This window comes from Chitinimonas naiadis (genome assembly GCF_054780835.1).
The window spans coordinates 1-13,724 of the sequence record NZ_BAAGVO010000003.1; the positions used below are offsets into that span (position 1 = coordinate 1).

Sequence of the window (13,724 nt, forward strand, 5' to 3'; positions counted from 1 at the left end):
CCGCGAGATAAGCGCATTGAACCAGACCAAGCACCCGCGGTGAACCCGCGGGGCTTGGTGCGTTCTGGGCTCCGGGTAGCGCTGCATCGTATCGGCGCTTACGGTATTTCATGCCCCGATTGGCGCAATCCATCTGGAAGTCCTGCTCAAATTCATTCCCATTTTCCATAGTGCTGATTGATCTCTTTAGCCTGGAAACGACATGACTACGCCCGCAGCAGTAGATGCGCAGCTTGGATATGCAGTAAGGGGCACAGCAGGAGCGGCGGCCTGGTCGCGTCACTTGCTCAATGGCGCCGGCCGCATCTGGTTCTCCGCAGTGGTCGTCGGGCAGCTGATGTTCGTGGCCTATCTGCTGGCTTTCTATGGACGGCATGCAGTGGCCGGGCAATTCCTTGCCTGGAACAAGGTGGTTCCCCATGCCTGGCGGCCTGGCGATATGCTGGGTAATGCCGCCATGGTGGTGCATGTGGCCTTGGCCGGGCTGGTCATCAGTGGCGGCCTGTTGCAGCTGCTGCCCTGGCTGCGGCAGAGAGTACCGTTACTGCACCGATGGAATGGACGTCTCTACATGCTCGGCGCCTTGCTGGCGAGCAGTGCCGGCCTTTATATGGTGTGGGTAAAAGGGGCGGTTGGTGACCTGAGCCAACACCTGGGGCTGACCCTCGACGCAATCCTGATCTTTGTCTTTGCCGCGCTGGCGTGGCGGGCCGCCCGGCAACGACGCTTCGACCAGCATCGGCGCTGGGCGTTGCGCTTGTTCATGGTAGTCAGTGGCGTGTGGTTTTTCCGGGTGGGCCTCATGTTCTGGCTGATGCTGAACCAGGGGCCGGTCGGTTTCGATATGCATAGCTTTACCGGACCTACGCTCACGGTGCTGGCATTTGCAGACTACCTGCTGCCCTTGGCCATGCTTGAGCTGTATTTCCTGGCCCAGCGGCGGGCAGATAAATGGCTTAGCCTGCTGGTTGCAGCCGTGCTGACCAGCCTGAGCCTGGCGATGGCGGGTGGTGTGGCCGTGGCCGCAATGGGAATGTGGCTGCCACGCATGGCGAGTTAGCCACCATGGCTGGCCTTATGCGTGACCGGTCTCGGTGCCGATAGCGGGCCAACGGGAACCGTCATTTTGCCCACACCAATAGCAAAGAGCCCAGACGTGGGCCTGGGCTTTTGTTCGCTACGGTGTATCAGCGGTACTTGCGTACCAGGCCGACCATGACGCCAAAGATCTCCAGCGTACCTTGCGGTCGTATCACCGGATAAGCCGGGTTGGCTGGCAACAGCACGAACTTGCCCGCTTCGCGCCCCAGGGTCTTGAGCGTGAACTCGTCGTCGACGATGGCGACCACGATGTCCCCCGGGTTGGCGATGGCCCTGCGCTCCACCACTGCCAGATCGCCGGAATGGATGCCGGCGTCGATCATGGAGTCGCCCTTCACCGGGATCAGATGCGTATGTGATGGCCGGTTGATCAGGTACTGGTCGATCGCGAACGCATCGCTACCCACATCCCGGGCAGCAACCGGCATCCCGGCAGGGACGGGCTCGGCCGACATGGTGCGCTCGAAGAAGCGATCCGCTGGCACCCAGTCGCCATCCGAGCTGCGGGAGAGGAAACCTTGCAGCTGCAGCCGTGTCAGCAACTTGGAGACGGCCGATTTGCTGGCGAAGCCGAACAGGCTCATCAGCCGGGCGTAAGAGGGCAGACATCGCTCATCTGCGTAGTAGTCCTGAAGGCGTCCCAGATAGTCGAGATCGCGTTCGAATTCGCTCATGATGATCCAATGGTGAACGTTTGTTCGCCAACTTTAGAGAACGTACGTTCTCTTGGCAAGTGCCTCGTGCAGGGAGTGTGCTTGCACAAGGCAAATGGCCAGCATGTGCTATACCGAATTGACTCCCCGCAGAACAACAAGACCTGTTTCATCTTCCCCGCGCGAACTTTTGCCCGCGTACCGTTCCAAACCTTGTGTCGCTGTCCGACATGTCTGAACGAGAGGGATCGCCATGGATATTTTCGCCAATTTCAGCAGCCGTTACGACCGTACCCGCGAGGAGGAAATGAGCCTTCGCGAGTATCTGGACCTGTGCAAGCGCGAGCCAGGCGCCTATGCAACGGCTCCCGAACGCATGTTGATGGCGATAGGTGAACCGGTGATGCTGGATACCCGCAACGATACGAGGCTATCGCGGGTATTCGCCAACAAGATGATCCGTATCTACCCGGCCTTCCGCGAGTTCTACGGCATGGAGGAGGTGATCGAGCAGGTGGTTGCCTACTTCCGGCACGCTGCGCAGGGCTTGGAGGAAAAGAAGCAGATCCTTTATTTGCTGGGCCCGGTAGGTGGCGGTAAGTCGTCGATCGCCGAAAAGCTCAAGGAGCTGATGGAGAAGGTGCCGTTCTATTGCGTTAAAGGGAGCCCGGTCAATGAGTCGCCGCTGGGTCTGTTCAGCGATGCGGAAGACGGCCCCATCCTCGAGGAACAATACGGCATACCGCGCCGCTACTTGAAGTGCATACCTAGCCCCTGGGCGGTGAAGCGGCTGCAGGAATTTAACGGGGATATCGATCAGTTCCGGGTGGTGAAGCGCTACCCTTCCGTGCTCAAGCAGATCGCGGTCGCCAAGACCGAGCCCGGTGACGAGAACAACCAGGACATCAGTTCGCTGACTGGCAAGGTCGATATCCGCAAACTCGAGAAATACGCCCAGGATGACCCGGATGCCTATAGCTATTCGGGCGGCCTGTGTCTGGCCAATCAGGGTTTGCTCGAATTCGTCGAAATGTTCAAGGCGCCGATCAAGGTGCTGCATCCGTTGCTGACGGCGACCCAGGAAGGCAACTTCAAGGGAACTGAAGGCTTTGGTGCCATCCCCTTCGATGGCATCGTGCTGGCCCACTCGAACGAATCTGAATGGAAGCAGTTCAAGAACAACAAGAACAACGAAGCCTTCCTCGACCGGATCTATATCGTCAAAGTGCCTTACTGTCTGCGCGTCAGCGAAGAGGTGAAGATCTACGAGAAGCTGGTCCGTAATTCCTCGCTGAACAATTCCCCCTGCGCCCCCGGCACGCTCAAGATGATGTCGCAGTTCTCCATCCTGTCGAGGCTGAAGGATCCGGAGAATTCCAGTATCTATTCCAAGATGCAGGTCTACGATGGCGACAACCTGAAGGATACCGATCCCAAGGCCAAATCCATTCAGGAATACCGGGACTTCGCAGGTGTCGATGAAGGCATGGATGGCTTGTCGACCCGCTGGGCCTTCAAGATCCTGTCCAAGGTCTTCAATTTCGATCACTCCGAAGTGGCTGCCAACCCGGTCCATCTGCTGTATGTGCTGGAGCAGCAGGTGGAGCGCGAGCAGTTCGCGCCCGAGACCGAGCAGAAGTACCTCGCCTATATCAAGGAGTACCTGGCGGGGCGCTATGTCGAGTTCATCGGCAAGGAGATCCAGACCGCTTACCTGGAAAGCTATTCCGAGTACGGGCAGAACATCTTCGACCGCTATGTGACCTTTGCCGACTTCTGGATCCAGGACCAGGAGTACCGTGACCAGGATACCGGTGAGAGTTTCGATCGCAACGCGCTCAACAATGAGCTGGAGAAGATCGAGAAGCCGGCGGGTATCAGCAATCCCAAGGACTTCCGTAACGAGATCGTCAACTTCGTGCTGCGTGCCCGGGCCAACAACGGTGGCAAGAATCCGACCTGGACCAGCTACGAGAAGCTGCGCTCGGTGATCGAGAAGAAGATGTTCTCCAATACCGAAGAGTTGTTACCGGTGATTTCCTTCAATGCCAAGGCGAGCAATGAGGACGCCAAGAAACATGAGGATTTCGTCAATCGCATGGTGGCCAAGGGCTACACCGCCAAGCAGGTCAGACTGCTGTGTGATTGGTATCTGCGGGTAAGGAAGTCTTCCTGAGGCGCAAGGCGGGTGTTCTGGTCGCTGGGCACCGAGGCCCAGCTGACGGCACACGACTTACGCGAGGTTCAACATGGCGCACCTGATAGACCGAAGGCTCAACGGCAAGAACAAATCCGCCATCAACCGGGATCGGTTCCTGAGGCGCTTCAAGGGACAGATCAAGGAGGCGGTCACCCGGGCCGTCAAAGGGCGGTCGATCACCGATATCGACAGCGGCGAGAAGGTATCCATTCCGGTCAAGGACGTCTCCGAACCGGTCTTCGGCCACGCGCGAGGCGGGGTCTGGGAGACTGTGCACCCCGGCAACAAGGAGTACCTGCAGGGGGACAGGATAGACCGGCCAGAAGAGGGCGGTGGTGGCGGTGGCGGCAAGGCCTCCCAGGATGGTGAGGGCGAGGATGATTTTGCCTTTGAACTGAGCCGCGAAGAGTTCCTCAATTTCTTCTTTGAGGACCTTGAACTGCCCAACCTCGTGAAGACGCAGCTGACGGCGACCGAGGCCTTCAAGCATGTGCGGGCTGGCTACAGCACCGACGGTACCCCCTCCAATATTGATGTGGTCCGCTCGCTCAAGGGGGCGTTGGGCCGCAGGATCGCGCTGACGGCCGGGCCGATGGCACGTCTCAATGAAGCGCGTGAGGAGCTGGATGTCCTGCTGGAACGGCGCGACGAGGATGACCCCGAGGTCATCGCCCTGCGTGAAGAAATCCATTCGCTCAAGACCCGCATACTCGGCATTCCCTTTATCGACCCGTTCGACCTGCGCTACAGCAACCGGGTCAAGCAGCCCCGGCCGCATACCCAGGCGGTGATGTTCTGCGTGATGGACGTATCAGGCTCGATGGACGAGCAGAAGAAGGATACGGCCAAGCGCTTCTTCATCCTGCTTTACCTGTTCCTGACCCGGGCCTACGAAAAGATCGAGGTGGTGTTCGTACGGCACCATACCCAGGCGCAGGAGGTGAACGAGCACGACTTTTTCCATGCCCGCGATACCGGTGGGACGGTCGTGAGTTCGGCGCTGAAACTGGTGGATCAGATTATCGCCGAGCGCTTCCCGACCAATGACTGGAATATCTACATCGCCCAGGCCAGCGACGGCGACAACTGGGACAGCGACTCGGTGGTCTGCAAGGACATCCTGCTCGGGCACATCCTGCCCATGGTGCAGTATTACGCCTATATCGAAATTACCGAAGGAGAACCGCAGAACCTCTGGATGGAGTACGAGCGGGTGAGCGAGGCCTGTCCCCAGTTCGCCATGCGCAAGATTCAGTCACCGGCGGATATCTACCCGGTGTTCCGCGACCTGTTCAAGAAGAATGCGGCCAATGTATGACTGAGATCATGGTCACGCCCAGTAGCGCCAAACGCAAGCGGGCCCGTCGCCCCAAGGGTCCCTTGTCCACTGGGTCGGAATGGACCTTCGACCTGATCGACCAGTACTACCGGGAGATAGAGCGGATCGCCAAGGATTTCGAGCTGGATACCTATCCCAACCAGCTCGAGATCATCACCGCCGAGCAGATGATGGATGCCTATGCCTCGGTGGGCATGCCGGTGATGTACCACCATTGGAGCTACGGCAAACACTTCCTGAGCACCGAGAAGGGCTACAAGCGCGGCCAGATGGGGCTGGCCTACGAGATCGTCATCAATTCCAGCCCCTGTATCGCCTACCTGATGGAAGAGAACTCGATCACCATGCAGGCGCTGGTGATCGCACATGCCGCCTTTGGCCACAACAGTTTCTTCAAGGGTAACTACCTGTTCCGGGCCTGGACCGATGCCAGCGCGATCATCGACTACCTGGTATTTGCCCGCCAGTACATCCGGCAGTGCGAGGAGCGCTACGGGGTCGACGCGGTCGAAGAACTGCTCGATAGCTGCCACGCCTTGATGAACTACGGCGTGGATCGCTACAAGCGGCCGCCCAAGCTCTCGGCGGCGGACGAGCAGGCCCGCCTGAGCGAGCGGGCGGAATACCTGCAAAGCCAGGTCAATGACCTGTGGCGTACCTTGCCGCGCCGGGTGGAGGAGGCCGAGAAGGCGGAGTCCCGTCGTTTCCCGGCCGAACCCCAGGAGAACCTGCTGTATTTCATCGAGAAGTTCGCGCCACTGCTGGAGCCGTGGCAGCGCGAAGTGGTCCGCATCGTGCGCAAGGTGGCGCAGTACTTCTACCCGCAGCGCCAGACCCAAGTCATGAACGAGGGCTGGGCGACCTTCTGGCACTACACCATCATGAATCGCCTGTACGACGAGGGGCTGATCAGCGATGGCGCCATCATGGAGTTTCTGCACTCGCACACCAACGTCGTCTACCAGCCACCGGTCAACAGCCGCTGGTATTCGGGCATCAACCCGTATGCGCTGGGTTTTGCCATGTACAACGACATCAAGCGGATCTGCGAGGCCCCGACCGAGGAAGACTACCGCTGGTTCCCGGATCTGGCGGGTACCGAATGGCGGCCGGCGCTGGAGTTCGCCATGAAGAACTTCAAGGACGAGAGCTTTATCGCCCAATACCTGTCACCAAAGCTGATCCGGGATTTCCGGCTGTTCGCGGTGCGTGACGATGATCACGAGGCGCAACTGGAGATCAGCGCCATCCATAACGACGAAGGCTATCGGGATATTCGTCGTCGCCTGGCCGATCAGTACAACCTGGGCAACCGCGAACCCAATATCCAGGTCTGGGAGGTCAATACCCGTGGCGACCGCTCATTGACCCTGCGCCATATCCAGCATAACCGCCGGCCGCTCGGCAACTCGGTGCACGAGGTGCTGAAGCATATCGCCAGGCTGTGGGGGTTCTCGGTCAAGCTCGAGAGCTGCGACGCGGATGGTCGGGTGATCCTGACCTATGACTGCAAGATGGAGAAGCGGCACGGCGGCTCATAGATTTTGTGCTGGGGCCTGCCTCACCCCGCCCATCGTGCGGCGAGGCAGGCGAAAGGCATCGCGCCTTTCGCCCTGGGTACGTCAGCCCAATGACAAACGGGGCAGCCAGTTTTTCAGGCGCTGCGTGTAGGGCTGGGTATGCGCGAGCTGGCGGGTATCGACGCTGAAGCGGCTATCGGTCATGGCTTGGATCAGCAACTCTTCGTCCATGGCGAGCTGGTAGTCATGGCCTCGACCGAGGACGATATCGGCACCGGCAGCGGTGAACCAGATGATGCCGCTCTCCACCTTGATGCGGGTGCCGGCCGGGGCATTGCAGGTGCAAAGGGCATTGGCGACGAGCTGGTGGGTTTTCATGGCGGCACTCCTGGTTGGTGACGGTGCCTAGATTACGTCGAACAAGCGAGGATTTTTAGGCCCAGACTGTCCTTGTTTGGTGCAGAACAGTACGGTTGCTGTCCCAACTGTCACGGTACATTTCAGTGACAACTGTTTCTTGGCGGGCGCTTTGTTGCGGCGCAAGATCACTATCCAAATCCTCTGGAAGGTCCGCCATGGTTCAAGATCGCTCTGCCACGCTCTATGCCGCGTTAGCCGATGAGATCGCCGCGCAGATCGCCAGTGGCACCCTGCAGCCGGGCGACAAGTTGCCCAGCCTGCGTGAATTGCGTGATCGTCGTGGCATCAGTCTCTCTACCGTGACCGAGGCTTTCCGCTTGCTGGAGGATAGGGGGCTGCTGGAGGCCAGGCCGCAATCGGGATTCTTTGTCCGGCAGAAGCTGGTGGCGCCGCCGCCGCCCTCCCGCCCATCAAGCGCGCCCGCCGCAGTCACGGTCAACCGGCGGCTGTGGGACTACCTGCAGCTGACCCGCGGCCGCCAGCATGGCTTCTGCTACGCAGTCATGGCGCCGGAGTGCTTCCCCAATACCCAGTTGCAGAAGCTGATGAACGAGGCGCTGCGGCACTCTCCCACGCTGTTGTCCGAGTACGGCGGTACCCGTGGTCTGGAAGTCCTGCGCCGGCAAGTGGCAAGGCATGCGATGGAGTGGGGCGGCCGCTTGAGCGCCGACGATGTCCAGATCACCGCCGGTGGCATCGAGGCCCTGAACCTGGCTTTGCGTGCGACCACGCAGCCGGGTGATGTTGTCGCTGTCGAATCGCCGACCTACTTTGGCTTGCTGCAGCTGTTCGAATCCATGGGTCTGAAGGCATTGGAGATACCGACCGATCCGGTACACGGTATCTCGGTGCCCGCGCTGGAACTGGCCAGTCGTGATGGCGGCATCGCCGCCTGCGTACTCATGCCCAACTTCAGCAACCCCACCGGCAGCATGATGAGCGACGAGGCCAAGCAGCAGGTGGTGCAGCTGTTGGCCGAGCGCCAGGTTCCCCTGATCGAGGACGATATCTACGGCGAGTTCTACCAGGGCCGCGAACGTCCCCGCCCGGCCAAGGCCTTTGACGAGACCGGTAACGTGCTCTACGTCGCCAGCTACACCAAGCTGGTGGCACCGGGCATGCGGGTGGGCTGGATCGCGCCGGGGCGGTATCGCTCGCGGGTGGAGATACTCAAGTACATCAATACCTTCTCCACGCCTGCCATTACCCAGGCCACGCTGGCCCGCTTCCTGGAAAGCGGTGGCTACGACCACCATATGCGGCGCCTGCGGCGACTCTGCGCCGATCAGCTGGATCACATGAACGAGGGCCTGGCCCGCTACTTCCCGGAGGGAACGCGCTGGACACGGCCGCGTGGTGGTTATCTGTGCTGGGTCGAACTGCCGGCGGGCTCAGACAGTACCCGCATCCTGCAGGAGTCGATCGAGGAGGGCATCAGCTTCGCCCCCGGCCCCCTGTTCTCCGCACGCAATGCCTATCGCAACTACCTGCGGCTTTGCTGTGGCGAACCCTGGTCGGCCGAAGTGGAGGCGCGGCTCAAGCGCCTGGGGGAGATTGCCCGGCGACAGCTGGAGGCCAGCAGTCGTCCTGCTATCCCGTTGGATACGCATAACCTGTTCGAACTGGGCTGATCCTCGCCTGCCGGGGCGGTGAGCGGCAGCCGATGCGCTAGACTCTGACCATGACTGCTTCCATCGAACAAGGCGTGCGTTACGACGCGCGCCATGCCGCTGCCTATGATCGCAAGATACGGCAACTGATCCCGGCCTACGAGTGGCTGCACACGCTCTCGGCCGCCTTGCTGGGTCAGCTGCTGCCCGCTAGCGCCAAGGTGCTGGTGGCCGGCAGTGGTACCGGTGAAGAGTTGCTGCGCTACGCTGCACTGGCCCCCGCCTGGTCGCTGCAGGGGGTGGAGCCCTCGGGCGACATGAATGCGCTGGCCGCCGAAAAGTGCCAGGCGGCGGGCATCGCGGAGCGTGTGCGGCTGATCGAGGGCAAGCCCGGCGAGGTCGTGCTGGGGCAGGGCTACGACGCCGTGACGTCATTGCTGGTGATGCACTTCCTGCCGGATGACGGCGCCAAGCAACAGTTCCTGTCCGCCCTGGCAACGACGCTGCGACCGGGTGGCTACCTGCTGCTGGCCGATCTGGGCGGTGAACCTGGCGAGGCGACGTTCGAAAACCTGTTCCGTGCCTGGCGGGCACAGCAAGACGCCAGCCGCGACCGGCCAGAGCAGGTGGAACTGGATTTCCATCACCTGCGTGTCAACGTCCATCCTGTTTCCGATCAGCGCCGTGGTGCCTTGCTGGCTGCGGCTGGCCTGCAGCTCAGGCAGGAATACTGGCGGGCTTTCGGATTGGCGGCCGTACTGGTACAGAAGGCCGATTGAGGCTGGGTACCCGCCCTTATCCCGTGCGCAAAGAAAAATGGACCGACCCGAAGGTCGATCCATGAAAGCAGGTTGTAAACGGGCGCTCACAACCTCCAGGGAGAGGAACCGGGGTGGGAGTGATCGCGCACCCCGGTTGATGCGCGGCACAATCCGCGCAGGGCACGCCTTACTTGGCGGCCTTCAACTGCAGATGGCTGTTGACGCTCTTCACACCGTCGACGGCCGCAGCCAGACGCAGGGCGTGTTCGCTGGATTCCGGCTTGTCGACGGTACCAGTCAGGGTCACGACGCCTTGCTCGGTGCTGACCTTCACATCAAAGGCCGAAACCGTCTTGTCACCCACCAGTGCAGCCTTCACCTTCGCGGTGATGGTGGTGTCGTCGACAAACTGGCCTGCCGTTGCTGCAGGGCCTGCAGTCTTGGCGTCGCTGACCTGTTCGGCGGCGATGGCGGGAGCGGCGATCATCATGGCAGCAAGCAGGCTGGGTACGAGATAGCGGTTTTGCATAGTTGGAATCCTTTCGGTTGTTTGGAAAGGCAACGCGTTTTCGGCGTTACATCCCCACTATTGCAATGCCCGTGCCAGCTCTGAAAAACGCTTTCAATTCAATTGGATGGGATTGGTGTGCCGGATTGGCGGCTGGTCGGCTCACGGATGGGCCGCTGGATCAGGTCAATTGTGTCGCCGGGAGGCGACAGGCAGAGGGCGCTCCCGGCTAAGAGGCTGAAAACAGGGTGGGAGTACCTGTCGCTATTCGGCGACAGGGGGTTGCGTGCGAAATTGCGCGGGATTGAGTTCATGCTTCTGCAGCAGCCGATAAAACTCGGTGCGGTTGCGCTCCGCCAGCCTCGCGGCATCCGCCACATTGCCATCGGTCAGCTTGAGCAGGCGCACCAGATAGTCCAGTTCGAAGCGCTGCTTGGCATCGTTGTAGCTCAATATCTCCACGGCAGTGGCCCGCAACGCGCGCTGTACCAGCGATAGCGGGATCAAGGTCGAGGTAGCCAGCGCAGACACCTGCTCCACCACGTTATAGAGCTGCCGTACATTGCCCGGCCACGGCGCCGTGGCAAGGGCTTCCAGCGCATCCGGGGCAAAGCCGTTCAGGGGTTTCTGGTACTTGTCCGCCAGCCGGGCCAGGAAATGGTTGGCCAGCAGCGGTACGTCTTCGCGTCGCTCGGCCAGGGTCGGCAGGTAGAGGCTGACGACATTGAGCCGGTAGTAGAGATCCTCGCGGAACTGCCCGTCGGTCAGGGCCGTTTCCAGGTCACGGTGGGTCGCCGACAATAGCCGCACGTCGATGGGGATGGGCTGGCTGGCGCCCACCGGGCGTACTGAACGTTCTTGCAGCACCCGGAGCAGCTTGACCTGCAAAGGCAGGGGCATGTCGCCAATCTCGTCGAGGAACAGGCTGCCACCGTCGGCCGCCTGGAACAGTCCACGGTGATTGTTGACCGCACCGGTGAACGCGCCTTTGACGTGACCGAACAGTTCGGATTCCAGTAGTGCCTCGGGGATGGCGCCGCAGTTCACCGCAACAAACGGCTTGCCGGCCCTGGGGCTGGCGCGATGGATGGCCTGCGCCAGCAGCTCCTTGCCACTGCCGCTATCGCCGCGGATCAACACGCTGGCATCGGTCCCGGCGACCAGCCTGGCTTCCGACAGGACCTCGGCCATGCGGCTGGAGCGGCTGACGATCTGGGCTCGCCAGCTGTCGTCCTCGCCGGCATGGTTGCCGCCGGGTGAGGCCAGCGACAAGGCCTGGGCGATCTTGTCGAGCAGTTGCTTGCCATCGAAGGGTTTGGTCAGATAACCGAATACCCCGCGGGCAGTGGCCTCGACCGCATCCGGGATCGTTCCGTGCGCCGTCAGCAGGATGACAGGGAGGCTGGGGTGTCGCGCATGGATTTCGCCAAACAGGGCCAGGCCATCCTTGTCCGGCAAACGGACATCGCTCAGCACCAACTGTGGCGGCTCGATGGCCATCCTGGCCAGCGCGGCCTCGGCGCTGGCAACCGGGCTGACCCGGTATCCCGCCGCAGTCAGGCGCATGCTTAATAGCTTGAGCAGGTCGGGGTCGTCGTCGACGAGCAGGATATGGGCACTCATGGCTTGGCTCCGTTGGTCGGCGGTGCGGGCCGACTGGTCAGGCTGCGCTCGATGGCCTTGAGCGCCTCGAGTTTCTCGGTGAGCTGGTCGAGTTTTTTCTGCTGTTCTCGTTGTTGCTCGCGCTGCTGTTCCCGTTGGGCCTGAGCCTGTCGATCCAGCTGTTCTTCGAGCTTGCGCTGCTCATTCAGCATACCGAGCAGCAGTCGTGCCAGGGACTGATAGGGCTGCGCTTCCGGACGAGTATCCCGGTTCACGCCATCAAGCAGTGTGATCGCCCGCGTGACATCGCCCGAGCCCCGTTGCTGCAGCAGGAGTAACGCTTGTTCCATATTGGTGGTGGGCCCGGCAGGTGCTTCCGCCAGCCGGCCAGATTCTTTCGTGAGCTCCGCAGCGGGCATCTGCCGCAAGCGATCCTGATAGTTGAGCACCGCCCGCAGCGCCAGGCTGCTGGCATCGACCTCGCGGATGGGAATACGTATCTCGCGCGGCGGTTGGGGTTGGGGCACGGCGCAGCCACCCAGCAGGGTAGCGCACAGCAGGCTAAGCAGGAATTTAGGTGTCATGGGGGAGTTCGATCAGAAAGCGGGTGCCAGGTTCATCGTCGGTCAGCACGATGCGGCCACCATGGGCTGTAACATACTCCTGCACGATGGACAGGCCGATGCCACTGCCGCGACGGGCGCCGGCGGGCTGGCGCTGACCCTGGTAGAAAGGTTCGAAGATACGGGGGCGGTCGGCAGGTGCAATGCCCGGTCCCTGATCGGAAACCGTGATCTGCACCCAGCCGGGCCGGCTCGATACGGTCAGCAGGATTTCCCCGCCAAGGGGGCTGAAGCGGATGGCATTGGAGAGTAGGTTGCCCAGTGCAACCGCCAGCTTGTCGGCATCAATCTCCACCGTCAGCGACTCACCCGCCGCCTTCAGGTGCAGGCTCTTGGCCTGCCATTGCAAACGCTGTGTATTGACGACATTGATCAGCAGACCATGCAGCGGGGTAGGGCTGCGGTTAAGTTGCCGGGCGTCGAACGCGGCGGCATGAAAGCGCAGCAGATCTTCGATCTGCCCCTGCTGGGCGGCGACATTCTGCGCCAGTATCTGGGCGATCTCGGTCTGTTGCGGTGTCAAGGGGCCGGCGACGCCGTCCTCCAGCAGGGCCACGCCTTCGCGCAAGGCGGCCAGCGGGGTTTTCAGCTCATGGGAGATATGCCGCAGAAAGCGTGCCTTGTCGGCATCGAGTTCCAGCAGCCGCTGCCGTAGCCAGTCCAGTCGTTGGCCCAGCAGGCGCAAGTCGGCGGGGCCGCGCACATCGATAGCCCGGTCCAGGTGATTCTCGCCCAGGCCAATGATGGCGTCTTCCAGTCGGCGCAGAGGGCGTGCCAGCCATAGGCCGAATACCAGTGCGAGGCAGACTGTCAGCAGCAGGGCCACCAGCAATTGGCCGCTCAGTTGCAGGCGACCGGCTTCCAGTGCATCGAGCAAGGCGGTATTGCGCTGCTCTATCCGGCCGCGGACCTGATCGGCCAGTTTTTCGTTGAGCGCGGCCAGGGCGCCGAAGTCGGCTGCGATGATGACTTCCCGATCACGGACCGGTACTGCTTCTGCCTCCAACTGACTGGTGATGCTGGCCTGGTGCCGTCGCCAATCCTTGACCGTACCGGCTTCTGGCAGGCTTTGAGCGAGCCGGTCCAGCGCTTTCTGGGCATCTCGGCTGGCTTCCGCATAGCGCTGCTGCAGGGCGGTATCGTCCAGTACCAGGAACTGGCGGGCAGCTCGTTCCATGGTGACACTACGTTCTGCCAGCAATTGGGCGTCGGCACTCAGTTGTACCGCGTGGGCCGCACTGCTGCGGCTCTGGGTGACCAGTTTCTCCAGCGTCAGCAGGGCGCGCAAGGAAGCCGCACCCAGGAGGCCGGCTACCAGCAGGAAGGCCAGCATCAATAGCTGGCGGAAGGAGGGACGCAGCAGACTAAGCATGGTGAGCTGCTGATG

12 protein-coding genes are annotated in these 13,724 nt (G+C 61.4%); 6 read left to right on the forward strand and 6 right to left on the reverse strand.

Features of this window, described 5'->3' with window-relative positions; translation table 11 throughout:
- Nucleotides 1-202: 202 nt before the first annotated feature.
- Entirely contained in the window at nt 203-1,060 is an 858-nt protein-coding gene (locus ACYVHK_RS05285) for a DUF2306 domain-containing protein (protein ID WP_460528362.1), read from the forward strand.
- Between the two features lie 127 nt (nt 1,061-1,187).
- Here ACYVHK_RS05285 and ACYVHK_RS05290 read toward each other — a convergent pair whose 3' ends face one another.
- A complete protein-coding gene (locus tag ACYVHK_RS05290; RefSeq protein WP_460528364.1) occupies nt 1,188-1,775 on the reverse strand; it encodes a LexA family protein in 588 nt (195 codons plus the stop codon).
- A gap of 232 nt (nt 1,776-2,007) precedes the next feature.
- On the opposite strand from ACYVHK_RS05290, the gene ACYVHK_RS05295 reads away from it, so the two are divergent.
- The 3 genes from ACYVHK_RS05295 (at nt 2,008) to ACYVHK_RS05305 (ending at nt 6,834) form a co-directional block, all read left to right on the forward strand.
- Nucleotides 2,008-3,930: a PrkA family serine protein kinase gene (locus tag ACYVHK_RS05295; protein WP_460528366.1), complete on the forward strand. Its 1,923-nt coding sequence runs from the start codon at nt 2,008-2,010 to the stop codon at nt 3,928-3,930.
- 73 nt (nt 3,931-4,003) lie between these two features.
- Nucleotides 4,004-5,272 (forward strand): YeaH/YhbH family protein, encoded by a 1,269-nt coding sequence (locus ACYVHK_RS05300; RefSeq protein WP_460528368.1) that lies wholly within the window; start codon nt 4,004-4,006, stop codon nt 5,270-5,272.
- Nucleotides 5,269-6,834 carry a SpoVR family protein gene (locus ACYVHK_RS05305; protein ID WP_460528370.1) on the forward strand — a complete coding sequence of 522 codons (1,566 nt, stop codon included), beginning with the start codon at nt 5,269-5,271 and terminating at the stop codon, nt 6,832-6,834. The genes ACYVHK_RS05300 and ACYVHK_RS05305 overlap by 4 nt, the downstream gene beginning before the upstream one ends.
- Nucleotides 6,835-6,915: 81 nt before the next feature.
- Here the strand turns inward: ACYVHK_RS05305 and ACYVHK_RS05310 are convergent, their stop codons facing one another.
- Nucleotides 6,916-7,191, reverse strand: coding sequence for a DUF2917 domain-containing protein (locus tag ACYVHK_RS05310; protein WP_460528372.1), 276 nt, complete (start codon nt 7,189-7,191; stop codon nt 6,916-6,918).
- 197 nt (nt 7,192-7,388) lie between these two features.
- Here ACYVHK_RS05310 and ACYVHK_RS05315 point away from each other — a divergent pair, with 197 nt between their 5' ends.
- Both ACYVHK_RS05315 and ACYVHK_RS05320 read left to right on the forward strand, forming a co-directional pair.
- Nucleotides 7,389-8,864, forward strand: a complete 1,476-nt coding sequence (locus ACYVHK_RS05315; RefSeq protein WP_460528374.1) for an aminotransferase-like domain-containing protein — start codon at nt 7,389-7,391, stop codon at nt 8,862-8,864.
- A 50-nt stretch (nt 8,865-8,914) separates the two neighbouring features.
- The gene (locus ACYVHK_RS05320; protein WP_460528376.1) at nt 8,915-9,622 is read left to right on the forward strand and encodes a class I SAM-dependent methyltransferase; all 708 of its coding nucleotides are present in this window, start codon (nt 8,915-8,917) and stop codon (nt 9,620-9,622) included.
- A gap of 169 nt (nt 9,623-9,791) precedes the next feature.
- Here ACYVHK_RS05320 and ACYVHK_RS05325 read toward each other — a convergent pair whose 3' ends face one another.
- From ACYVHK_RS05325 to ACYVHK_RS05340, 4 genes are all read right to left on the reverse strand, one after another.
- Complete coding sequence (locus ACYVHK_RS05325; RefSeq protein ID WP_460528378.1) at nt 9,792-10,133, reverse strand: BON domain-containing protein; 342 nt, start codon at nt 10,131-10,133, stop codon at nt 9,792-9,794.
- 243 nt (nt 10,134-10,376) lie between these two features.
- Nucleotides 10,377-11,735 (reverse strand): sigma 54-interacting transcriptional regulator, encoded by a 1,359-nt coding sequence (locus ACYVHK_RS05330; RefSeq protein ID WP_460528380.1) that lies wholly within the window; start codon nt 11,733-11,735, stop codon nt 10,377-10,379.
- A complete protein-coding gene (locus ACYVHK_RS05335; protein WP_460528382.1) occupies nt 11,732-12,298 on the reverse strand; it encodes a hypothetical protein in 567 nt (188 codons plus the stop codon). Before ACYVHK_RS05335 ends, ACYVHK_RS05330 begins: the two co-directional genes overlap by 4 nt.
- Nucleotides 12,288-13,709: a HAMP domain-containing sensor histidine kinase gene (locus ACYVHK_RS05340; RefSeq protein ID WP_460528384.1), complete on the reverse strand. Its 1,422-nt coding sequence runs from the start codon at nt 13,707-13,709 to the stop codon at nt 12,288-12,290. Before ACYVHK_RS05340 ends, ACYVHK_RS05335 begins: the two co-directional genes overlap by 11 nt.
- Between the last annotated feature and the right edge of the window lie 15 nt (nt 13,710-13,724).